Origin of the sequence: Rhizobium sp. YTU87027, assembly GCF_050644135.1 — a bacterium.
Classification (GTDB): domain Bacteria; phylum Pseudomonadota; class Alphaproteobacteria; order Rhizobiales; family Rhizobiaceae; genus Rhizobium.
In genome coordinates this window covers 510,696-532,532 of sequence record NZ_CP098443.1, presented here as the reverse complement: position 1 = coordinate 532,532, position 21,837 = coordinate 510,696, and the positions used below count along the sequence as shown (strand labels likewise).

The window sequence follows — 21,837 nt, the reverse complement described above, 5'->3', positions numbered from 1 at the left end:
CGGGTCCGCTGGCCGCTCGTGGATGATACTTGAAACAAGGATTGATCTTATGAAGGTCGCAGTCATTGGGCTTGGTCGCGTCGCTGAACTGCACGTTCATGCGCTGCGTCAAATTGGCTCCGACGTTTTTGCTGGTGGCTGGAGTCGCTCGCAGAGCAAGGCTGAAGAATTCTGTGACCGGCTAGGCGGCAAGGCATTCCCAACGCTGGATGATCTTCTTTCCGACGATCAGATCGACGCCGTTTTGGTTGCGACGAGCACCGCGTCGCACTTTGAGATCGCCAAGCGTTGCTTGACCGCGGGCAAGCACGTTCTTTTGGAAAAGCCGCTTTGTGAGCAGGCGAGGCAGATCCGCGAACTTGCCGAGATCGCCAAAACCGCCAATCGAACCTGCATGCCCTCGCACAACTACATCTATGCGGAGAACATGCGGCGATTGAAGGCCCATATCAAGGATGGCAGGCTTGGCGATATCGTGAGCTTCTGGGCGATCTACAACAAGCGCCACGATGCTTCGATCGGCGAGCCGGATCTTACGATGCGGGAATTGATGATCCACCACGCCTATTGTCTGCTTTTCTTCCTGGGGCGTCCTGCCTACGTGTATGCGACCGGGACAAATGTACACTTTGACAACAAACAGGCGCATGACCAGTTGATGATCACTGCGGAATATGCCGACGGGAAAATCGCGCACCTCTGGGGTAGCTTTTCTGCGGACGATCGCAGCCGCGAGCCATGGTCATGCTATTTCAAGATCCTCGGAATGGAGGGGAGCGGCGTGGTCGCGTGGGACGTGACGAAGTTTGGTGAGGCCACGATTCCATTCTGGGATGACGCGACTTATTGGGACAGCTTCTTGCAGGTCCAGAGCTACTTCATCAACAATTGTCTCGCGCAGTCGCAGCCACCGTTGTCGAGCCTTGATGATGCTTTTGACGCGGCTGTCATTCTCGACGCGGCGCGGAGGTCTCTGATCGAGAAGCGTCGAATCGAGGTCGACTACACCTAGCGCAGCTTGCCGCTGCGCGATCTTGTGACCGGCCGGGCCGAGTAGGCCTAATTCGGCAATCGTGACCTGCAAAGTGGAGAGAATTGGGATGAAAGTCGGTGCACCAAAAGAGGTGCTTGCTGGTGAAAAGCGCGTCGCCATGACGCCCGAGTCCGCCAGGCAATTGCAGAAGCTTGGATATGAATGCTTGGTGGAGAGCGGCGCAGGCCTCGACGCAGGGATCACCGATGCCGATTTCCAGGGAGCGGGTGTGGTTGTCGTCAACAGTGCAGAGGCGCTCTACGCGGACGCGGACATCCTTATCAAGGTTCGTCCGCCGGTTGACGAAGAGGTCAAACGGCTTTCCGCAGGCAAAACACTCATTTCCTTCGTTTATCCCGGGCAAAACACGGTGCTCCTGGACGACGCGAAAGCGACCGGTGCCAATGTGATAGCGATGGACATGGTTCCTCGCATCTCGCGGGCCCAGAAGATGGATGCGCTGTCTTCGATGGCGAATGTGGCTGGCTATCGCGCGGTGGTCGAGGCGGCCAGTAACTTTGGGCGGTTCTTCACCGGTCAGGTAACGGCAGCCGGAAAGGTACCACCGGCCACGGTACTGATCATTGGCGCAGGTGTCGCAGGTCTTGCCGCAATCGGGGCGGCGACGTCGCTGGGCGCTATCACTTACGCTTTCGACGTGCGGCCGGAAGTGGCCGAGCAGATCGAAAGCATGGGGGCAGAGTTCGTTTATCTCGATTTCGACGGCGACCAGCAGGATGGAGCGACAACCGGCGGCTATGCTGCGCCTTCCTCACCGGAGTTCCGCGAAAAGCAGCTCGCGAAGTTTCGCGAACTGGCACCAAAGATCGATATTGTCATTGCTACCGCTCTGATCCCGGGTCGCGATGCGCCCAAGCTCTGGCTCGCCGATATGGTGGCGATGATGAAGCCCGGCTCTGTCGTCATCGATCTCGCGGCCGAGCGAGGCGGGAACTGCGAGCTGACGATTGCCGATCAGCGCGTCGTCTCCAGCAACGGCGTCATCGTCGTCGGCTTTACGGATTTTCCAAGCCGAATGGCTACGCAGGCCTCAACGCTTTATGCGACCAATATCCGCCATATGCTCGCGGACCTCACGCCGGCCAAGGACGGCAGGATCCTCCATAACATGGACGACGATGTCATCCGCGGCGCAACGGTCGTCTATCAAGGGGAAATCGCCTATCCGCCTCCGCCGCCAAAGGTTCAGGCCATCGCCGCCCAGAAGCAGCGCGAAAGGCCCAAGGAGCCAACGCCGGAGGAGAAGCGCGCAAGCGAAGTCGCCTCTTTCAAGGCGCAGACAAGGGCACAAGGAGTGCTCCTGCTGTTGGGCACCGCGCTGCTTTTATTGGTTGGCGCATATGCGCCGGCCGCCTTCATGGGCCACTTTATTGTGTTCATGCTGGCCTGTTTCGTCGGCTTTCAGGTAATCTGGAATGTCTCCCATTCGCTGCACACGCCACTGATGGCCGTCACCAACGCCGTGTCGGGTATCGTCATCCTCGGAGCCCTCTTGCAGACTGGCTCGGGCGACTGGCTGGTGGTAACGCTCGCCGCCCTCTCGGTTCTGATCGCCACCATCAATATCGTCGGCGGGTTTCTCGTTACCCGTCGCATGCTTGCCATGTTCCAGAAGTCGTGACCGGGGTAGATTTATCATGACGATCGGTATCGTTTCGGCCGCTTACATCGCAGCTGCCGTTCTCTTCATTCTTTCGCTCGGGGGGCTTTCCGGACAGGAAAGTGCCAAACGCGCTGTCTGGTACGGCATCGTCGGCATGGCGCTTGCAGTCATCGCGGCAATCGTCGGACCGGGTGTCGGCAACTGGGTGGTCATCGTATTGATGATCCTCGGCGGCACAATCTTCGGTCACTCCCTGGCAAGTCGCGTGCAGATGACGGAAATGCCGCAGCTTGTCGCCGCGCTGCATTCCTTCGTCGGCCTAGCTGCCGTCTTCATCGGTTTTAACGCCCACATCGAAGCTTCGCGTGTTGCCGGCATGGATGATGCGGCACGCGCGACTCTCGACGGATTTGCAGGCATCCTCGCTCATAAGGTCCCGGTCGAGCTTACGATCATGAAGGCGGAGGTCTTCTTGGGCGTATTCATCGGTGCGGTGACTTTCACGGGATCCGTCGTCGCTTTTGGCAAGCTGGCCGGGAAAGTGGACGGCAAGGCCAGGCAACTGCCGGGCGGGCACTATCTCAATGCTTGTGCCGCCATCCTGTCGCTGATCCTGTTGTTCATGTACGTAAACGGTGCCGGCGCCTGGACGCTCGTTCTGATGACGCTCGCCGCTTTCTTCATCGGCTATCACCTGATCATGGGCATTGGTGGAGCCGACATGCCGGTGGTCGTGTCGATGCTGAATTCCTATTCCGGCTGGGCTGCGGCAGCTATCGGCTTCACGCTCGGCAATGACCTGCTGATTGTCACTGGCGCCCTCGTCGGCTCCTCAGGGGCGATCCTGTCCTACATCATGTGCAATGCGATGAACCGCTCCTTCGTTTCGGTCATTCTCGGGGGGTTCGGCACGACAACTGGACCGACGCTCGAGATCTCCGGCGAGCAGATCGCCATCGATGCCGAAGGTGTTGCCGCCGCCCTCAACGACGCAGAAAGCGTGATCATCGTGCCGGGCTACGGCATGGCGGTGGCGCAGGCGCAACAGACGGTCTCCGAGCTGACCCGCAAACTCCGGGCCGCCGGCAAGAGCGTACGTTTCGCAATCCATCCTGTTGCCGGGCGACTGCCGGGGCATATGAACGTGCTCCTGGCCGAGGCAAAGGTTCCCTACGACATCGTTCTCGAAATGGACGAGATCAACGAGGATTTCGCCAGCACCGATGTCGTCATTGTCATTGGCTCGAACGACATCGTCAATCCGGCAGCGCAGGAAGACCCGAGCTCGCCGATCGCCGGCATGCCCGTTCTGGAAGTCTGGAAAGCCAAACAGGTCTTCGTGTCGAAACGCGGTCAGGGAACCGGCTATTCGGGCATCGAGAACCCGCTCTTCTATAAGGAAAATACCAGAATGTTCTATGGGGATGCGAAAAAGAGTATCGACCAGCTCTTGCCTCAGCTCGGTTGATCGTAACGGGGGCGGGCGGAGCCGGTTCCTCGGATTTCTCCTGCCCCCGGTGGCGGCCTCGCCAATGGCAAGTAGCAATCACCTGCGGTAAGGTACCGACGGCGTTATCCCTTACCGAATTGGACCGAAAGACATACGAAAGTCGGCTTCCCCGAGCGACGACAGCCGCAATCTTTCCCTTCAACCCAAACATATCGCCTGGCTCCTGGTTTGGATCCACCGCGCGATGCAGATCGCGCCTTGGACGAACATTCCGCGTTGGATGGCGGAACACGAGATCGTCACAACGTCATCTTGGCGATCGCCGCGCTATGTTCTCCAATAACGCCAACCTTCACGCTGCGGCAAAACCGAATGGCGATCTCCTGAACGCTGTCCCTGGCAGCGAGGCAAACGCCTCGGCTATGGCAGGAGCTGGACGGGCAGGCGGATTTCCTGGTGGGGATAGGGTTCGAACTTGCTTTCAGGGTTTTTCTGGTGGCGGGGTTCGGACGGTCATTTTCACTCGTTTCAGCTGGAATCTGGGGAGCCCAACTGTGGTAGTCAAAACGACTGCACAATTCCAATGTAATCGTTGACATTGGGAAAATCCTCGTGTTGTATACGTTAACATTACAGTTTTTTGACGGGCCATGCGCAGGTTTGGTCCGGTGTAGCAGGTGCGGGATTGGATTTCCGGCCAAATGGAGGCTTTTGCGGTGAAGAAGTTGAACGTTGCGCTGATTGGAACAGGCTTTATGGGCAAGGCCCATTCGATCGCGACGGCGGTTGTGCCGATCCTGTTCGGCTCGCCCGTCGAGATTGAACGCAAGGTGGTCGTCGATATCGACGAGGAGTTGGCACAGAACGCTGCCAAACAGTATGGATTTACGGAATACGCAACCGACTGGCGCGAGGTCGTTTCGCGTCCCGACATCGACATCGTCGACATCTGCACGCCCAACAGCACGCATGCGCAGATCGCCATCGCGGCGGCCAAGGCCGGCAAGCACATCATGTGTGAAAAGCCGATGTCGATGACGGTTGCCGAGGCTGAAGAAATGCTGGCGGCGGCCAACGAAACCGGCGTGGTGACGATGGTATCGTACAACTACCGCCATACGCCGGCCCTGCAGATGGCCAAGAAGCTGATCGAAGAGGGACGCATTGGCGACATCCTGACGTTCCGTGGCTACTATCTGCAGGATTGGGGCGCTGACCCGGAAAAGCCGCTCTCCTGGCGCTTCAACAAGGCTCTGGCGGGTTCGGGTACGCTTGGTGATATCGGAACGCACGTGATCGATGCCGCGCGCCTTCTGGTCGGTGAGTTCGAGCAGGTCAACGCAATCGTCAAGACCTTCATCCCGGAGCGGCCGCTGCCGGCGGGCCGCTTCTTTGGTCCGAGCGGGGCTGCGTCCACGGAGAAGGGCAAGGTCGACGTCGACGATACCGCGCTGACGATGATCAAGTTCTCGAACGGCGCTCACGGCACCATCGAGGTGACCCGCAACTCCTGGGGCCATCACAATCAGCTGGGCTTTGAGATCCACGGCACCCGCGGCTCCATCGCTTTCGACTACCAGCGTCTCAACGAGCTGCGCGTCGCGTTTGCCAACGATCCGGCCGACGCGTTCGGCTTCCGTACGATCTATTCCGGGCCGAACCAGCCCTTTGGCGACAAGCTGTGGCCAGTGGCCGGCATGGGGCAGGGCTACATCGATATCAAGTCGATCGAATGGTACAACTTCCTCAAGGCCATTGCCGAAAACAAGCCGGCTTCGCCGGACTTCAAGGACGGGGTGCAGATCGAACGCATTGCCGAAGCCATTCTCGTCTCGGGTGAGACCGGTGCCTGGGAAACCATCAAGCAGACGGCTGGCTGAGGAGACGTTCGATGACAATCAAGCTTGCAATGCACACCTGGCCGTATGCAAGCAACCCGACGTGGTTGCCGGCCTACACGCTCGAAGAAACCATCAAGCGCGTCAAGAAGATCGGTTATGACGCGATCGAGATCGGTGCGGCCAGTCCGCATGTCTTCCCGCCGACGCTGAGTGCGCAGCGCCGCCAGGACATCGGCAAGATGCTCAAGGATTATGGCCTGGAGCTGGCGGCAATGCTGCCAGCCCACGGCGGCGGGCCTGGCAACAACGTTGCCTCGCCGATCCCGGAAGAGCGTCGCTGGGCGATCGACCACTACAAGGACATGGTGAAGCTGACCGCCGACTGGGGCGGCAAGCGGCTGATCTGCCTGCCTGGCTGGTATATCTTCGGCACAACCTACCGCCAGGCATGGGATTGGGCCAAGCAGGCCATCGGCGAGATTGCGCGCTTTGCTCAGGACTTCGGCGTCGAGATCGTGATCGAGCCGACCCCGGAAGACAGCAATATCGTCAATACCTGCGACAACACCATCGACATGATGAAGGACGTCGGCGAGCCCAACGTTCGGCTGATGTTCGACAGCCATCACGTCATCACCGAAAAAGAGGTGATGAGCGACTACGTCTATGCCATGGGCAAGGACCTCGTCCATATCCATGCCTCCGACAATGATCGCTTGCCACCCGGCATGGGCAGGGGTGACTTCCCGGCGCTCATCGAGGCGCTGGCGCAGACCGGCTTCGATGGCTACCTGTCGATGGAATGCGGCTTCCACAAGCGTGGCATCGAGCCCGACTGGGTCGCCCGCGTCTCCCTGGAATACCTCAAGCCGCTCGTCGATGCAGCCAATGCAAAGGCCAACGCCGCTAAACTATAGCGACACAAACAACGCTATGTAATCGTTAACATGGACAATCTCGATGGCATCCCGGCGGCTGCCGTCGATACCCGAAAAAAGGGGAAGAAAAATGACTGATCTGATGTTTGGGAGGACACAATGACGACGTCCTCTGGAGCCGCGGTTGTGGCGGAAAAGCGAGTTTTGAAGCGCAGGTTCAAGAGCGAGATGTCGATGGCCGTTGTGCTTGTCGGCATCGCTCTGATCTTCGAAGTCCTTGGATGGGTTTTTGTTGGCACGTCGTTCCTCGGCAACGAGCAGCGCCTGTCGATCATCATCCTTCAGGTGTCGGTGACGGGCATCCTGGCCGTCGGTGTGACGCATGTCATCATCACCGGCGGTATCGATCTGGCATCCGGCTCGGTGGTCGGCCTGTCGGCGATGGTCGCCGCCTCCCTGGCTCAAAGTTCGACGGATGTGCGGGCGCTCTATCCGGCGCTGACCGACCTTTTCCCGCTCTGGCCGATCATGGCAGGGCTTCTCGTCGGCCTGGTCACCGGCTGGATCAGCGGTGTCTTGATTGCCAAGACCGGCATTCCGCCGTTCATCGCAACGCTCGGCATGATGGTCTGTGCCCGAGGTGCTGCCAAGTGGTATACGCTTGGCCAGCCGATCGGGCTGCTGACGCCGCAATTCACCTGGCTTGGCAAGAGCTACCTCATCCTTGGCTTTCCGGTGCCCTTGCCGGTGCTGATCTTTCTTGCCGTCGCGATCCTGTCCCATATCGCCTTGGGCTACACCCGTTATGGCAAGTATACCTATGCGATCGGATCAAACCCCCAGGCCGCCCGCGTCTCCGGCATCGACATCGGCTCGCATCTCATCAAGGTCTATGTCGTCGCAGGTGTCCTTTCCGGCCTCGCCGGTGTCGTCACCGCAGCACGCGCCGCCTCCGCGCAGCCCACCATGGGCACCGCCTATGAGCTCGACGCCATCGCCGCCGCGGTCATCGGTGGAACCTCCCTGGCCGGCGGCTCCGGCCGCATAACCGGCACCCTGATCGGCACCATCATCCTCGGCGTCATCACATCCGGATTCACCTTCCTGAAGATCGGCTCCTATTACCAGGAGATCATAAAGGGAGCCATCATCGTCCTCGCCGTCGTCATCGATCAATACAGACGATCAAGACAGGCGCGGGGTTCGTAACAATTGACTGCGACCTGGCGGGTCTGCAGCGAAAACTTCAAGAGGACTGCAATGTCGGGCTTACAACTGTCACATGACAAGCTCATCGAGGTCTATCGAAGCATGCGGATGATCCGCCGTTTCGAAGAACGGGTGATGGACGAGATGGCAACGGGAGACATTCCCGGCAACACCCATCTCTATGCCGGCCAGGAGGCCAGCGCGGTCGGTGTTTGTCTGCATCTGAGGGCGGACGATTACATCTCCTCAACGCATCGCGGCCATGGCCATTCGATCGCCAAGGGTGTCGATATCGACAGCATGATGGCCGAGCTCTTCGGACGGGCCACGGGTACCTGCGGCGGCAAGGGTGGATCGCAGCATATTGCGGATCTTCGCAAGGGCATGCTGGGGGCAAACGGCATCGTTGCGGCCGGTGCTCCGATCACCTGCGGGGCGGCGCTGAGCGCCAAGCTGCTCGGCACCGGCCAGGTTGCGATCGCGTTTGCCGGTGATGGTGCGATGAACGAGGGCGTCATGTCCGAGAGCTTCAACCTTGCCAAGATCTGGATGCTGCCGATCGTCTTCGTGATCGAAGACAACGGCTTCGGCGAGGCCACGGCAAACGAACATGTGTCGGCCGGCAGCTTCACCCGCCGGGCTGAAAGCTATGACATTCCGTCCATCGAGGTGGACGGCACGGATGTCTTCCAGGTCTATTCCGCCACGGGCGAGGCTGTCGAGCGCGCCAGAAACGGCGGCGGTCCGACGATGCTGCACGTTCATGTGCCACGCTACTACGGACACTACAGCGGCGACCCTGATAATTACCGCACACCGGAAGAGAAGGCGGCGATGCGTCAGGATCGTGACTGCCTCAGTATCTTCCGCAAGCACGTCAAGGAAGTCTCGCTGTTGGACACAGCCGAGCTCGATGCGGTCGATGAGGCCGTCGAGGCCGAGATCAATCGTGCCGTGGCCGCAGCGCGCGCCGCTCCATTCCCGCCGTTGTCGGCCCTGACCACCGACGTTTACGTCAAATATCTGTAAGGACGACTGACATGGCAAAAAAATCCTTCCGCCAAGCACTCAACGACGCGCTTCACGCCGAAATGGCCCGGGATCCGCGGGTGATCATGATGGGTGAGGATCTGACGGGTGGCGCTGGGGCGAACGGCGTGAAAGATGCCTGGGGCGGGCCGTTTGGCGTCACCCGCGGCCTGCTTGGCGCTTTTGGTCCCGAGCGGGTGCGCGATACGCCAATCAGCGAAGCGGCCTTCATCGGCGCGGCGGCCGGGGCGGCGTTGACCGGCCTGCGCCCGATCGCCGAGATCATGTTCGTCGACTTCGCCGGTGTCTGCCTCGATCAGATCATGAACCAGGCAGCCAAGTTCCGCTATATGTTCGGGGGACGTGCCAAGACGCCGCTGGTCATTCGCGCCACCTATGGCGCAGGCAGCCGTTCCGGATCACAGCATACCCAGGCGCTGCACTCGATCTTCACCCATATCCCGGGGCTGAAGGTGGTTATTCCGTCCAATCCCTACGACGCCAAGGGCTTGTTGTTGCAGGCTATCCGTGACGACGATCCGGTGATCTTCCTTGAACACAAGATGCTCTACGATACCGTAGGCGAGGTACCGGACGCTTCCTATACCATTCCCTTCGGTGAAGCCCGTGTCGTGCGCGACGGCAAGGATGTCGCCATCATCGCGATCGGCCGGATGGTCGGTGTCGCCGAGGAGGCTGCCCGCAGCCTCGCCTCGGAGGGGATCTCCGCCTGTGTCGTTGACCCACGCACCACCTCGCCGCTCGACGAGGACACGCTGCTTGAAGTGACCGAAAAGATCGGGCGTGTCGTCATCGTCGACGAGGCCAATCCGCGCTGCAGTGTCGCAACCGATATCTCCGCGCTGCTTGCCGATCAATGCTTTGACGCGCTGAAGGCGCCGATCAAGCTGGTGACGGCGCCGCATACGCCGGTTCCCTACGCGCCCAATCTTGAAGATGCCTACATTCCGACCCCCGCGGCGGTGATGAAGGCGGTCAAATCAATCGTAAAGAGGTAAAACCCATGTCGCTTATCGAAGCAGTCACGATCCCCAAGTGGGGAATGACGATGACCGAGGGCAAGATCACCCAATGGATGATCGGCGAAGGAGGTGCGGTCGCTCGCGGCCAGGAAATCCTCGAGATCGAAACGACGAAGGTTACCAATGTTCTGGAGGCAGCCTCCAGCGGTACCCTTCGCCGCATCGTTCTGAATGAAGGGACGACCGCGCCGGTCGGGGCCCTGGCCGGGGTGATTGCCGACGAGAGCGCCACGCAGGAGGAAATCGACGCCTTCATCCAGAGTTACGCCGATCGTCTGGGTTCAGGTGAGGACGGCGAGGCAGGCTCGCCCGCCGCGCGCAGCGTTGCCGTGGAAGGCGGTTCGGTCAATCTGCTCGAAGCCGGGGAGGCGGGCGAGGATGTTGTGCTGTTCCTCCACGGGTTTGGTGGCGATCTGACGACCTGGCTGTTCAATCAGCCGGCGCTTGCAGAAAAGATGCGCACCATCGCGGTGGACCTGCCGGGGCACGGCGCGTCCTCTCCCGTTGCAGGCGGCGACATCCTGGCGAAGATCGTTTCGTCCGTCGAGGAGGCGATCGGCCCCCTTGCTCCCGGCAAGATCCATCTCGTGGCACATTCCTTCGGCGGAGCTGTGGCCGCGGCCATGGCGGCCCGTCAGCCATCGCGCGTCGGATCGCTGACGCTGATTGCCCCTATCGGCCTCAGCAAGCAGATGAACCGCGACTTCCTGGTCGACTTCGTTGCCGCCGAGCGCCGACGCCCGCTTCTTGGCGTCCTGGAACGGCTGTTTGCCGATCCATCGAAGATCACCAACGACATGGTCGAAGGAACACTGCGCTTCAAACGCCTCGAAGGCGTCCCCGAAGCACTTGGCGCCATCGCAGAGACGATCGCCGACGAAAACGGTCAACTGCAGTCGATCGGCAAAACCCTGGCCGAACTCTCCTGCCCGATCACCCTCATCTGGGGCGAGCAGGACCAGATCGTCCCCGTGCCGCAAGACAATGAAATCCCCGCCAACGTCGAAATCCGCAAGATCCAGGGCGTCGGCCACATGCCGCAGATGGAGGCAGCAGCCGCCGTCAATGACGCAATCAACAGCAATATCAACCAAAGGCACTGATGTGCCGCAGCGCCGGTTTGCGTGAGCATGCCGGCATAACCTAACTCTGGGAGTTGAAACCATGTCTGGACGTTTGTCAGGAAAACGCGTTCTTTTGACAGGTGGCGTAGCCAACATCGGCCTTGCAATATTGGAAGCGTTTGTAGCTGAAGGCGCGGTCGTATCCGTCGTCGACATCGATGCTGCAAAGGGCGCCGACGTCGAGAAGCGTTTCGGCGGAAGGGTGAAGTTCATCAAAGCCGATATTTCGCGGGAAGAAGACATCAAGGCCGCGATTGGCGAGGCGGCGGCCTGGATGAAAGGCATCAGCACGCTTTGCCTGAATGCAGGCGTGCAATTGTCCGGCAAGGTCGACGACTTCAGCACCAGCAATTGGGACAAGGTATTTTCGATCAACGTGAGGAGCAACTTCATCTTCGTGCGCGAAGCGTTGAAGTATCTTCGCGAGACCGGCAACGCATCGATCGTCATGATGTCTTCACTCGCCGGCAAGCGAGGAGGAGCAGGACTGACGTGCTACTCGGCGTCGAAGGCCGCAGTCATCGGCTTTACGACATCGGTCGCCCTGGAACTGGCGCGCGACGGCGTGCGCGTCAACGCTGTCTGCCCCGGCTGGATCGATACCCCATTCAATCAGCCGGTCATCGATTTCATCGGCGGCAAAGAGAAGCAGGAATCCTTGGTACCGACGGTTATTCCGCTTGGTCGTCAAGGCACGCCGCAAGAGGTGGCCCCGCTGTTCGTCTACCTCGCATCAGACGAATCTTCGTACGTTACTGCCCAGGCGATCACCGTCGACGGCGGCATCTATAACTAGGGAGGAATTTTCGAAAATGACGAAGCACATCCCTCATGACCTAGCCCTTGAGGCAATCAACGCCGGTGTTGCCAAGGCCAAAGAACTCAAGCAACGCTCGTCTTTGTCGATTGTCGATGGTGGCGGACACCTGGTCGCTTTTGTTCGCGTCGACGATGCCGCGTTCGGAACGATCGAAATCGCCCACAACAAGGCCTTCACCGCCGCTGCACTTCGCGCGCCGTCAGGACACTGGATGGAAACTGTCCAACCCGGCGCTTCGCTATTTGGCATGGAGCGTGCCGCCAGTCGCCCCCTTGTCGTCTTTGGCGGAGGGCTGCCGGTATATGATGGCGACGTGGTCATTGGCGGCGTTGGCGTGTCGGGCGGTCCAATCGAGGCCGACGAGGCGATAGCGCATGCAATTGCAGACGTTCTCAACCGATAGTCTTGAGGCCTCGGCGCCGCTGCATGATCGGAGACATCGCCGAGCCTTGCAGCGCCCGCCACGCCAAAGACAACAAACTTCAGGAACCGCAGCCATGTCAGAACATATCGTCCGCCTGGAATGGAAGGCCAAGGACCATCCCAAGCAGCCCGGCACCTATAGTCGCGATCATAAAGGGATCATCAGTTCCGAGGTCACGATACCGGTCTCGGCGGCACCCGAATACCTCGGCAATCCAAATTTTGCCGATCCCGAGCAGTTGCTCGTCAATGCACTTGCCAGTTGCCATATGCTTTATTTCCTCGCCATTTGCGAGGGCAGTGGCTACGCGGTCAGCGCATATGAGGACAAGGCCATCGGAAAAGTATCCAAAAGCCCCGAGGGTGCAATGTGGGTTTCCGATATCATCCTTCATCCAAAGGCAGTCTTCAGCGGAGAGAAGCAGCCTGATCGGGAGGCACTGAATCGCCTGCACCATCGCGCTCACAAGGGGTGCTTTATTGCGAATTCCATCAAGTGCCACGTCGCAATCGAGTTAGATTAAACGAAGTCGAAGGAGGAAAAGATGAAGGACAAGCTTGTTGTTGTTGCAACCATAGTTGCGCATGAGGGGAAGGAAGACCAGGTTCGCGACGCGCTGCTTACGCTCGTGCCAATCGCGCAAGGCGAACCGGGTTTCGTGCAGTATGACTTGCACCAGTCAAACGAACGACCGGGCGAGTTCCTGTTCTACGAGATCTGGGATGATGAAAGATCCCTGGACGTGCATAACAACACCCCATCCATGAAAGCGTTTGGCGAGAAGTACGGCCAGTTCTTCAAGTCGGTGAAGCTCGAAAAATATCGGCGAGTCTCTTGATCTCCTCCGAGGCTCGCCCAGTCACAGCGGGCGCGTTCGCCCGCTGTGACGCCCCGCACGCGAGGCTGCGAGTGGGCGGATACGATTAGGTCCCCTGCCTCTGGTAGTCAGCTGCCACCTCCTGCGCCAGATCTGCCACCACCGCATTTAGCGGCATGTCGGGGCGCTGAATGTAGCTCGCGGTGAAGGACATGACCGGCATCGGTTCCTCGCTCCTCAGCACCCGTAATTCCCCCTTCGCCAGGTGCTCGGCGACAACCTCCTTCGGAATTGCCGCGACCCCCAGACCATCGAGCGTCATTCGTACAATCGATGACAGGGAGGAATTGGCGAATAACCGCACTTCGTCAAAGCCGCCGGCGTGAAAAAGCTCCTTCAGTTCAAAATAGGGACGGGTCTGCCGCGCGAAGGTTATGATCGGGAACCTTGCCAGATCTGCCAGAGCAATCGGCTCGTGTCCCGCCTGAAAATTCGAAGGCACGATCCAGTCGATCGGATAGCTGCACAAAGGACTATTGATGACGTTGCCGGCGTTGACCGGCCCCATCAGCAAGGCGACATCTATGGTGTTGTCAAGCAGGGCAACGGTAAGATGAGAGGACGCGTCGACGTCAATCTCCAGAGTAATTGCCGGATATTCCTGACTGATGCGTTTAAGCAGGGCTGGCAGCCAAGTATGCACGATGGTGTCCGACACCCCGAGGTGCACCGTACCGCTGAGACTGGGTTGCCCGGCCACGGCCAGCACCAACTCTGTTCTTAGGGCAATCATTCGTTCGACATAGCGAAGTAGCTCTCGTCCTTTGCTTGTCAGATGACTTCCCCGCTTGTCGCGCTCGAACAGGCGTACTCTGAGTTCCTGTTCAAGCTGCGCAATACGTGCCGATACCGCGGGCTGCGTCGTATGGAGCTTTTCGGCGGCTCGATGGAAGCCACCAGTTTGGGCGACGAGATAAAAGGTCTCCAAGGTTCGCAGATCAACCATTCCGCACCTTTCTACGCTGGTCGGGCGAGCAAACTCACGCTCCCAGTTAGGATTGATCATCCTTTTGCGTCAAGGAGGTCGGACACAGCGCGCGATGACATGACGACAAACCGCGCAACGCCGCCAGATGGTCTTGCGCATCGACGGCGCGCATCGGCGCGCAAGTTGAACAATTTGTCAGCGCGTGATCAAGCTTTCGCCCTTAAAGTTCCGGTGGATGAAAGTGGAATTTGCCGTTCAGCAGATCTTCATCCGCAATGTCGGTGATCAGCATGCATCCGGGACTATGCGTAATCGCGATCGGTGGCTTTGCCTTCGCCAGCGCGACCTGAGGTGTCACGCCGCACGCCCAGAAGACCGGGACCTCTCCCTCCCTGATCGGCACGGCATCGCCGTAGTCCGGGCGCATCACGTCGGAGATACCAATGGCGGACGGGTCACCAAAATGGACCGGCGCGCCATGAACCTGCGGCATCCGGCCGGTAATCTCGATTGCTCGGATAGCGTCACGTGGCTTCATCGGTCGCATCGAGACGACGAATTGCCCTGAGAACCGACCGGCGGGCACACATTCGATGTTCGTCTTGAACATTGGCACATTCGTGCCAAGCTCGATGTGGCGCACACCGAGACCAGCGTTCAATAAAGCCCATTCGAAGGAAAACGAGCAGCCAATCAGGAAGGTGACGAAATCATCGCGCCAGATGTGTGAAATGTCCTCAATCTCGTCAACCAGCTCGCCATTCTCAAATACACGATAGCTGGGCAGATCACTGCGAATGTCGATACCGGTGCCTGCGCCCGCCAGGGACGGATCACCAGGATTGCCGACGGCAAGCAACGGGCATGGCTTCGGGTTGGCAAGACAAAAGCGCAAGAAATCCGAAGCCCAATCGCTCGGCAGGATGACGAGGTTCCCTTGAGCAAAGCCGCCTGCCATCCCAGACGTCTGGCCCGTGATAATCTTCGCTCTTGCATCGGCCCGCACATGCATGGGGCCGCGTTCAGCGACCTGTGTCGCATGGTCTGCCATTCGCTATGCCTTTCAATTTTCTACAGAGTAGCTTCGGACAGTTGCGCCATCCGGCGCAGTCGTCAAATTGCGATATCGTATAAGTAGAGATAAATGGCGCTGATCACCTGGCTTAACCGGCCGAGTGGACTGTTTACGGCCTGCTCGTCCAGATCACGCTGTACCAGTGCGTTCATCTCCGGAAGGATGGAGCGCCTGATAATCCGCATCTATCAGCTACCATCGAGAATGACGATTTGACCCTCATAGGGCGCGGCGTGACTATGATCGCCATGCACGGTGCGTGGGAGGTCCCGTGTTATAGCCCGAGCCTAGCCGTCCAAAAGTCTGGCTGAGATGGATCTTCCATCAAGTCGATCGGCTCGAGGCATTTTCAATCCGCTTGCACGTTTACAATGTCGCTTGCCGAATACGGCGAGCAATACATGCCGCCAATCGAACCGAACTGTCGTTCGTTAGATTGGCGCGGCGGCTTCCAGCCGCACCCTGATAACCAGAGCCTGCCAATCAGAACAAGGGAACTCGTAAAATGACCGGACATGATCAATTGCAGTCACCCAGCCGTCGCAAAGCACTCAAAGCTGGAGGCGCCATCGCAGCAACAGCGCTCTTTGCGCCTTCACTTCTGCGCAGCGCCTGGGCCGAGGAAGAGCCGATTACTCTCCTGACGTGGGAAAGCTATGATGAGCCGGACTGGATCGCAGAATGGGAGAAGGCAAACGGGGCAAAGATCAAGCCCGTGATCATCTCCTCGCTCGACGAGGTTTTTGCGCAGCTCCAGTCTGGCGCCGTCAAGCCGGACGTCGTCTATTCCGAGGCGTCGACCGCGGGTCGACTAAAGAAGGCGGGGCAGATTACCCCATTCGATGTTTCGAAGGTTCCGAACGTCGCAAACATTCTGCCCGGATTGAACTGGAAGGATCCTCTGACCGTCGACGGTGAGCTGATGGGCATTCCGCTTCACTGGGGCACACAGCCGCTTCAGTATAACGCCGACGTGATCAAGGAGCCGCCGATGAGCTGGGCGGCCCTTTGGGACAAAACTTACGAAGGCAAGGTCACCATATTCGATGACGCCACCGTGACGATCCCGATGATCGCGCTTTATGTCGGCGCAAAGGATCCGTTCAAGCTGACGGAAGAGGAATTTACCTCGGTCACGAACGCGCTGCGGGAACTGCGCCGTCAGGTGCGGGTCGTCACGCGCGGTTTCGACGATGCGGCAAACGTCTATGCTTCCGGCGAAGCGCTGCTCGGTTACTGCCACAACGTCACTGTTGTGAATACACTGAAGAAAAAGGGCCTGAATTTCAAATATACGCTCCCCAAGGAAGGCACTCCGTCTTGGATTGAGGGCACATATGTCACCCCCAAGGGACAGCGCGACATTGTCTATAAGTTCCTCAACGACACGATGTCAGTCGACTGGCAGACGCGCTTCATGAAGTTCTCGGGCAGCAACGGTGTTCTCACCCCGGAGGCTGCCCGCAAGGCTGGTTTCACGGAAGCGGAATTGAAAACCACCAACATCCTCGATTCCGAAGATCCCGCCTTCAAGAGCAACCTGGTGTTCTTCCGAGAGCCGGAAGACGTGGAGCGGCGCATCCAGATCTGGAACGACTTTTTGGCCGGCACGCTTTGATACGGCCGCAGGCCAGCTAGGAGAAGAGATATGGGAACCCCTCAAACCAGTCACGTGCTCTCGCTCGAAGGCGTCTCAAAGACATATGACGGCGCTCAAAAACCCGCGCTCGACAATGTTTCCTTTGCCGTCAGAGCAGGTGAATTCTTTTCGATCCTTGGCCCGAGCGGTTCCGGCAAGACAACCATTTTGCGAACCGTCGCGGGCTTTGAACACCCTGACGAAGGCAAGATCGTGATGGGCGGCAAGACCGTGAACGGGGTTCCCCCCTTCAAAAGGGACGTTCGCACCGTCTTCCAGAGCTACGCGCTTTTCCCGCACCTGACGGTGCGGGAAAATGTCGAATATCCGCTGAGAATGCGCGGAGAAGCAAAAGCGATCCGCAGCGGCAAGGCATTGGAAGCACTTGAGCTGGTCGAAATGTCGACATTCTGTGAGCGACTGCCTCATCAGCTTTCCGGCGGACAGCGCCAGCGCGCAGCGCTTGCGCGCTCGATCGTCTCAAGGCCGACACTTCTTCTTCTCGACGAGCCACTGGCGGCCCTCGATCTTCGTTTGCGCCAGCAGATGCAGCACACGCTCGTTGCTCTGCAAAGGGAGCTCGGAATCGCTTTCATGTATGTGACGCATGACCAGGGCGAGGCACTGTCGATGTCGGACCGCGTCGTCGTTCTCGATGAAGGGAAAATCGCCCAACTGTCGACCCCACGCGAGATCTACTTTGCGCCCAGCAACGAGTTTGTTTCCCGCTTTGTGGGACGATCCAATCTCGTTCCGGTCAAGTTTGAAACCGCTGAAGGCGGCGCCATCGGGAAAATTGAAGGAACTGGTGTTCCCGGTCTTTTGGCTCCGCGCGCCGGGCCAGCACGCATGGCGATCAGGTATGAAGCCGTCCAGATCAGCACGCTCGATGGGTCACAGCATCCAGGAACGCTTCGAGGAGTTGTCGAAGACGTGTTGTTCATGGGTACCAACTGCGAGGTGAACGTTCGATGCGGCGCCTTGAACCTGATTGGCACGGTACCCGCCGTGCGCGAATCCACATTTCTCGTCGGACAACCCGTTCAGGTCAGCTTCGACGTTCAAAACACACAGGTGTTTTATGACTGACAACCTTGCTTCTGGGGTCATCCAGCCACGAACGATCTCGCTGCAACATCTTTCGGCGAGGATCAATCTCGCGGGCGTACCAGTCGTCGTCTGGCTTTTGCTTATCGTGCTTTTGCCAAACCTGCTGCTTGTCGCCACCAGTTTTCTGAAGACGTCGAATGGCGTAATCCTCCTGGAACCTTCGCTTACCAACTATGCGCGCATCTGGAAGTCGATGGGCTTTTGGGTGTTGCTTTGGCGCACTCTTTCATTCAGCTTTCTTGGCTGTCTGCTGGCGACTTGCATTGCCTATCCGCTGGCGTTCTATGTCGGCAGGGTCGCACGACGGCACAAGACGCTGCTCACCGTCCTTGTCGTATTGCCGCTGTGGATCAGCCTCTTGATGCGCATTTTTGCTTGGCGCATCATTCTGGGGCAGTCCGGTGTATTGAACGCCGCACTGGTGTCGACCGGCATCCTGGATGCGCCCTCTGGAGCCTTCCTGTACAGTCCGACTGCGGTCGTGATCGTGTTTGCCTATATCTCAGTGCCCTTCATTTTCATCTCGACGATGGGAGCTTTCGAAAAGATTCCTCGCGATCTTGTCGAAGCCTCACAAGATTCCGGTGCGAGTGCGCGCCAGACATTCATGCATCTTATCTGGCCGCTGACGCGGCGGAATCTCGCCATCGGCTTCTCGCTTGCCTTTCTCGTGACAGTGGGTGACTTCGTGACGCCGGCGATGATTGGCGGCATCGACGGCACCACCCTCGGAGTCGTGGTCTCGACCCAGTTCGGGTTTGCCAACAACTGGCCCTATGGTGCTGCGGTTGCGGTCGCCCTGATGTTGAGCGTCGGGATTCTTCTCGGCACGATCATTGCGCTGACGCCAGCCAAAGGTGTGATGCTTGGGGAGGAGGCCGAGGATAGTCCACCTCCCTCCGCCGATAAGCAGCACGTCGGACAGCGGTTCGGTTCGGCGGGTGTCCTTGCAGCGATCCTCTACCTCTATGCACCGCTGGCGATCATCGTCCTCTTCTCGTTCAATTCCGCGAACCTGCAGATCTTTCCGCTGCAGGGGCTGACATTGCACTGGTACCAGGAGCTGCTGAAGGATCAATCGCTTCTCGAAGCTGCTCAGCGGTCGGTTGTGGTCGCTGCGTGCGTGGTGACATTGTCCGTCACGCTCGGCACGGTCTTTGCGCTGATCGTCTATTATTCCAAACTCAAGGGTTCTCGTTTCTATGAGATGGCGTTTGCATTGCCAATCGCCACGCCAGGCGTTGTCCTCGGCATCGAGATGGTCCTTGGAACGGAGATTTTCGGCATTCCCTCCGGTGTCATGCGCATCGTCATCGGTCAGATGAGTTTCGTCATGCCGGTAACGTTGCTCTTGCTGCTCGTTCGCCTTCGGCGCCTCGATCCAAGCCTTATGGAAGCCTCGTTGGATCTCGGTGCCAACCGGTGGCAAAGTTTCGTCCACGTCCTTTTCCCGATGATCAGGGGAACGATCGTTGCCGGCGCGTTTTTGGGGCTTACGCTTTCGGCAGACGACGTGATGGTGACGCTGTTTCTTTCGGGAGGTGCACCAACGCTGCCGATCTGGGTGTTCAACCAGATGCGCTTTGGCTTCACACCGTCAGTCAACGCGATCTTCTCGTTGCTTCTGTTTACGTGCTTGCTTGTCGTGGGTCTGGCCGCCTGGAGAAATGCCGTCAAGCCGGCGAAGGCCCTCACCTGAGACGATACCGAACTGGAGACAAATATGATACAGCAGCAAGATTGGCCATCATGCGGCATCGAAGGGTTCAGCCGTAACTATGCGACAATCGACGGCGTGCGCATGCACTACGTCAGCGGCGGGCGCCCAGACGGTGACGTCCTCGTCCTGTTCGCAGGTTTTCCGCAGAGCTGGTATGCATGGCGCAAGGTCCTGCCGAGCCTTGGGGAACGTTATCGACTGATTGCGCTCGACCTCCCGGGGCAAGGAGACTCTGACCGGCCATTGCAGGGTTGTGACACTCTGACGATTGCGACGCTGGTGCGCGGCCTCCTCGACAGGATCGGCATTGAGCGGCACTTCCTTGCCGCACACGACGTCGGCGCCTGGGTCGCATATCCTTACGCTGCCTCGTACGGGAACAGCGTCATGGGGCTTGCGATCCTTGATACGGGGATCCCAGGCATTAGCTTGCCCGATTCACTTCCCTGGTCGTCGAATGTCGCGTGGCGCACCTGGCACGTTGCTTTCCATAACGTTCCTGACTTACCGGAAGCTCTTATCGACGGTCGCGAGGACGTCTACCTTCGGTGGTTCCTTCAACGAAAGGCCGCCAACCCGCAGATCTTCTCCGACGCGGACTTCGCCGAGTACTTGCGCGCATTTCGAAGCAACGGGCTTAAAGGCGGTTTGGCCTATTATCGTGCCGTGTCCCAGTCGGCGAGCCAGAATAGAGAGCTTAGCAGCCGAGGAAAGCTGGAGATGCCTGTGTTGGCAGTCCGTGCTGATCAGGGTTCTATGCCTGACCTGGTCGCAGAGCTTCAGCGGATCGCAACCAATGTAAAGGGTACAGCCATCGAACAGTGTGGTCACTATCTGGCGGAGGAGCAACCCCAAGCGCTTGCCAGCGAATTGATGCGCTTCTTTGGCTAGCGTCTGAATGCGCGCCACGTCCACCTTCCCAAGACGGGTGGATAAGCGTCTGGCTGCGGTTGGTTTTGGAGCAGTCAACCGCAGTCAGGCGCAAGGGAGCGAATTGAAAGAATTCAACGAGGGTGAAGGGGAAGGACAGAAGGATGTCGGGCTTACAACTGTCACATGACAAGCTCATCGAGGTCTATCGAAGCATGCGGATGATCCGCCGTTTCGAAGAACGGGTGATGGACGAGATGGCGTCGGGAGACATTCCCGGCAACACCCATCTCTATGCCGGCCAGGAGGCCAGCGCGGTCGGTGTTTGTCTGCATCTGAGGGCGGACGATTACATCTCCTCGACGCATCGCGGCCATGGCCATTCGATCGCCAAGGGTGTCGATATCGACAGCATGATGGCCGAGCTCTTCGGACGGGCCACGGGTACCTGCGGCGGCAAGGGCGGATCGATGCATATTGCGGATCTTCGCAAGGGCATGCTGGGGGCAAACGGCATCGTTGCGGCCGGTGCTCCGATCACCTGCGGGGCGGCGCTGAGCGCCAAGCTGCTCGGCACCGGCCAGGTTGCGATCGCGTTTGCCGGTGATGGTGCGATGAACGAGGGCGTCATGTCCGAGAGCTTCAACCTTGGCAAGATCTGGATGCTGCCGATCGTCTTCGTGATCGAAGACAACGGCTTCGGCGAGGCCACGGCAAACGAACATGTGTCGGCCGGCAGCTTCACCCGCCGGGCTGAAAGCTATGACATTCCGTCCATCGAGGTGGACGGCACGGATGTCTTCCAGGTCTATTCCGCCACGGGCGAGGCTGTCGAGCGCGCCAGAAACGGCGGCGGTCCGACGATGCTGCACGTTCATGTGCCACGCTACTACGGACACTACAGCGGCGACCCTGATAATTACCGCACACCGGAAGAGAAGGCGGCGATGCGTCAGGATCGTGACTGCCTCAGTATCTTCCGCAAGCACGTCAAGGAAGTCTCGCTGTTGGACACAGCCGAGCTCGATGCGGTCGATGAGGCCGTCGAGGCCGAGATCAATCGTGCCGTGGCCGCAGCGCGCGCCGCTCCATTCCCGCCGTTGTCGGCCCTGACCACCGACGTTTACGTCAAATATCTGTAAG

20 protein-coding genes are annotated in these 21,837 nt (G+C 58.9%); 18 read left to right on the top strand and 2 right to left on the bottom strand.

Annotation, left to right across the window (positions count from 1 at the left end; all coding sequences use genetic code 11):
* Nucleotides 1-49: 49 nt before the first annotated feature.
* The 13 genes from NBG89_RS33005 (at nt 50) to NBG89_RS32945 (ending at nt 13,313) form a co-directional block, all read left to right on the top strand.
* Nucleotides 50-1,012: a Gfo/Idh/MocA family protein gene (locus NBG89_RS33005; RefSeq protein WP_431324810.1), complete on the top strand. Its 963-nt coding sequence runs from the start codon at nt 50-52 to the stop codon at nt 1,010-1,012.
* Between the two features lie 88 nt (nt 1,013-1,100).
* Nucleotides 1,101-2,675 (top strand): Re/Si-specific NAD(P)(+) transhydrogenase subunit alpha, encoded by a 1,575-nt coding sequence (locus tag NBG89_RS33000; RefSeq protein ID WP_431324809.1) that lies wholly within the window; start codon nt 1,101-1,103, stop codon nt 2,673-2,675.
* A gap of 16 nt (nt 2,676-2,691) precedes the next feature.
* Complete coding sequence (locus NBG89_RS32995) at nt 2,692-4,125, top strand: NAD(P)(+) transhydrogenase (Re/Si-specific) subunit beta (protein WP_431324808.1); 1,434 nt, start codon at nt 2,692-2,694, stop codon at nt 4,123-4,125.
* Between the two features lie 698 nt (nt 4,126-4,823).
* Nucleotides 4,824-5,987: a Gfo/Idh/MocA family protein gene (locus NBG89_RS32990; RefSeq protein ID WP_431324783.1), complete on the top strand. Its 1,164-nt coding sequence runs from the start codon at nt 4,824-4,826 to the stop codon at nt 5,985-5,987.
* 11 nt (nt 5,988-5,998) lie between these two features.
* Entirely contained in the window at nt 5,999-6,865 is an 867-nt protein-coding gene (locus NBG89_RS32985) for a sugar phosphate isomerase/epimerase family protein (RefSeq protein ID WP_431324782.1), read from the top strand.
* A 120-nt stretch (nt 6,866-6,985) separates the two neighbouring features.
* Nucleotides 6,986-8,035, top strand: a complete 1,050-nt coding sequence (locus NBG89_RS32980) for an ABC transporter permease (protein ID WP_431324807.1) — start codon at nt 6,986-6,988, stop codon at nt 8,033-8,035.
* Nucleotides 8,036-8,086: 51 nt separating this feature from the next.
* Nucleotides 8,087-9,064, top strand: a complete 978-nt coding sequence (locus tag NBG89_RS32975; protein ID WP_431324806.1) for a thiamine pyrophosphate-dependent dehydrogenase E1 component subunit alpha — start codon at nt 8,087-8,089, stop codon at nt 9,062-9,064.
* Between the two features lie 11 nt (nt 9,065-9,075).
* The gene (locus NBG89_RS32970; RefSeq protein WP_431324794.1) at nt 9,076-10,083 is read left to right on the top strand and encodes an alpha-ketoacid dehydrogenase subunit beta; all 1,008 of its coding nucleotides are present in this window, start codon (nt 9,076-9,078) and stop codon (nt 10,081-10,083) included.
* A 5-nt stretch (nt 10,084-10,088) separates the two neighbouring features.
* Nucleotides 10,089-11,210: an acetoin dehydrogenase dihydrolipoyllysine-residue acetyltransferase subunit gene (locus NBG89_RS32965; protein ID WP_431324793.1), complete on the top strand. Its 1,122-nt coding sequence runs from the start codon at nt 10,089-10,091 to the stop codon at nt 11,208-11,210.
* Nucleotides 11,211-11,271: 61 nt separating this feature from the next.
* Entirely contained in the window at nt 11,272-12,027 is a 756-nt protein-coding gene (locus NBG89_RS32960) for an SDR family NAD(P)-dependent oxidoreductase (RefSeq protein ID WP_431324805.1), read from the top strand.
* 16 nt (nt 12,028-12,043) lie between these two features.
* The gene (locus tag NBG89_RS32955; protein WP_431324804.1) at nt 12,044-12,454 is read left to right on the top strand and encodes a GlcG/HbpS family heme-binding protein; all 411 of its coding nucleotides are present in this window, start codon (nt 12,044-12,046) and stop codon (nt 12,452-12,454) included.
* A gap of 94 nt (nt 12,455-12,548) precedes the next feature.
* Nucleotides 12,549-12,998, top strand: a complete 450-nt coding sequence (locus tag NBG89_RS32950) for an OsmC family protein (RefSeq protein WP_431324803.1) — start codon at nt 12,549-12,551, stop codon at nt 12,996-12,998.
* A gap of 21 nt (nt 12,999-13,019) precedes the next feature.
* The gene (locus tag NBG89_RS32945) at nt 13,020-13,313 is read left to right on the top strand and encodes a putative quinol monooxygenase (RefSeq protein ID WP_431324802.1); all 294 of its coding nucleotides are present in this window, start codon (nt 13,020-13,022) and stop codon (nt 13,311-13,313) included.
* Between the two features lie 85 nt (nt 13,314-13,398).
* On the opposite strand, the gene NBG89_RS32940 is transcribed toward NBG89_RS32945, so the two are convergent.
* Entirely contained in the window at nt 13,399-14,298 is a 900-nt protein-coding gene (locus tag NBG89_RS32940; protein ID WP_431324801.1) for a LysR family transcriptional regulator, read from the bottom strand.
* A gap of 202 nt (nt 14,299-14,500) precedes the next feature.
* Nucleotides 14,501-15,331: a putative hydro-lyase gene (locus NBG89_RS32935; RefSeq protein WP_431324800.1), complete on the bottom strand. Its 831-nt coding sequence runs from the start codon at nt 15,329-15,331 to the stop codon at nt 14,501-14,503.
* Between the two features lie 529 nt (nt 15,332-15,860).
* Here NBG89_RS32935 and NBG89_RS32930 point away from each other — a divergent pair.
* The 5 genes from NBG89_RS32930 (at nt 15,861) to NBG89_RS32910 (ending at nt 21,836) form a co-directional block, all read left to right on the top strand.
* A complete protein-coding gene (locus tag NBG89_RS32930) occupies nt 15,861-16,973 on the top strand; it encodes an extracellular solute-binding protein (RefSeq protein ID WP_431324799.1) in 1,113 nt (370 codons plus the stop codon).
* A 30-nt stretch (nt 16,974-17,003) separates the two neighbouring features.
* A complete protein-coding gene (locus NBG89_RS32925) occupies nt 17,004-18,083 on the top strand; it encodes an ABC transporter ATP-binding protein (protein ID WP_431324798.1) in 1,080 nt (359 codons plus the stop codon).
* The gene (locus tag NBG89_RS32920; protein ID WP_431324797.1) at nt 18,076-19,803 is read left to right on the top strand and encodes an ABC transporter permease subunit; all 1,728 of its coding nucleotides are present in this window, start codon (nt 18,076-18,078) and stop codon (nt 19,801-19,803) included. Before NBG89_RS32925 ends, NBG89_RS32920 begins: the two co-directional genes overlap by 8 nt.
* A gap of 24 nt (nt 19,804-19,827) precedes the next feature.
* Nucleotides 19,828-20,715, top strand: a complete 888-nt coding sequence (locus NBG89_RS32915; protein ID WP_431324796.1) for an alpha/beta fold hydrolase — start codon at nt 19,828-19,830, stop codon at nt 20,713-20,715.
* 143 nt (nt 20,716-20,858) lie between these two features.
* On the top strand, nt 20,859-21,836 hold the full coding sequence (locus tag NBG89_RS32910; protein WP_431324795.1) for a thiamine pyrophosphate-dependent dehydrogenase E1 component subunit alpha: 978 nt from the start codon (nt 20,859-20,861) through the stop codon (nt 21,834-21,836).
* The last annotated feature ends 1 nt before the right edge of the window (nt 21,837 follow it).

Coding starts and splice junctions, on each gene's coding strand:
- NBG89_RS32955 (WP_431324804.1), top strand. CDS start 12,044: ATGACGAAGCACATCCCTCATGACCTAGCCCTTGAGGCAATCAACGCC.
- NBG89_RS32995 (WP_431324808.1), top strand. CDS start 2,692: ATGACGATCGGTATCGTTTCGGCCGCTTACATCGCAGCTGCCGTTCTC.
- NBG89_RS32930 (WP_431324799.1), top strand. CDS start 15,861: ATGACCGGACATGATCAATTGCAGTCACCCAGCCGTCGCAAAGCACTC.
- NBG89_RS32925 (WP_431324798.1), top strand. CDS start 17,004: ATGGGAACCCCTCAAACCAGTCACGTGCTCTCGCTCGAAGGCGTCTCA.
- NBG89_RS32975 (WP_431324806.1), top strand. CDS start 8,087: ATGTCGGGCTTACAACTGTCACATGACAAGCTCATCGAGGTCTATCGA.
- NBG89_RS32910 (WP_431324795.1), top strand. CDS start 20,859: ATGTCGGGCTTACAACTGTCACATGACAAGCTCATCGAGGTCTATCGA.
- NBG89_RS32985 (WP_431324782.1), top strand. CDS start 5,999: ATGACAATCAAGCTTGCAATGCACACCTGGCCGTATGCAAGCAACCCG.
- NBG89_RS32970 (WP_431324794.1), top strand. CDS start 9,076: ATGGCAAAAAAATCCTTCCGCCAAGCACTCAACGACGCGCTTCACGCC.
- NBG89_RS32945 (WP_431324802.1), top strand. CDS start 13,020: ATGAAGGACAAGCTTGTTGTTGTTGCAACCATAGTTGCGCATGAGGGG.
- NBG89_RS32960 (WP_431324805.1), top strand. CDS start 11,272: ATGTCTGGACGTTTGTCAGGAAAACGCGTTCTTTTGACAGGTGGCGTA.
- NBG89_RS32920 (WP_431324797.1), top strand. CDS start 18,076: ATGACTGACAACCTTGCTTCTGGGGTCATCCAGCCACGAACGATCTCG.
- NBG89_RS32940 (WP_431324801.1), bottom strand. CDS start 14,298: ATGGTTGATCTGCGAACCTTGGAGACCTTTTATCTCGTCGCCCAAACT.
- NBG89_RS32980 (WP_431324807.1), top strand. CDS start 6,986: ATGACGACGTCCTCTGGAGCCGCGGTTGTGGCGGAAAAGCGAGTTTTG.
- NBG89_RS32950 (WP_431324803.1), top strand. CDS start 12,549: ATGTCAGAACATATCGTCCGCCTGGAATGGAAGGCCAAGGACCATCCC.
- NBG89_RS32915 (WP_431324796.1), top strand. CDS start 19,828: ATGATACAGCAGCAAGATTGGCCATCATGCGGCATCGAAGGGTTCAGC.
- NBG89_RS32935 (WP_431324800.1), bottom strand. CDS start 15,331: ATGGCAGACCATGCGACACAGGTCGCTGAACGCGGCCCCATGCATGTG.
- NBG89_RS33005 (WP_431324810.1), top strand. CDS start 50: ATGAAGGTCGCAGTCATTGGGCTTGGTCGCGTCGCTGAACTGCACGTT.
- NBG89_RS32965 (WP_431324793.1), top strand. CDS start 10,089: ATGTCGCTTATCGAAGCAGTCACGATCCCCAAGTGGGGAATGACGATG.
- NBG89_RS33000 (WP_431324809.1), top strand. CDS start 1,101: ATGAAAGTCGGTGCACCAAAAGAGGTGCTTGCTGGTGAAAAGCGCGTC.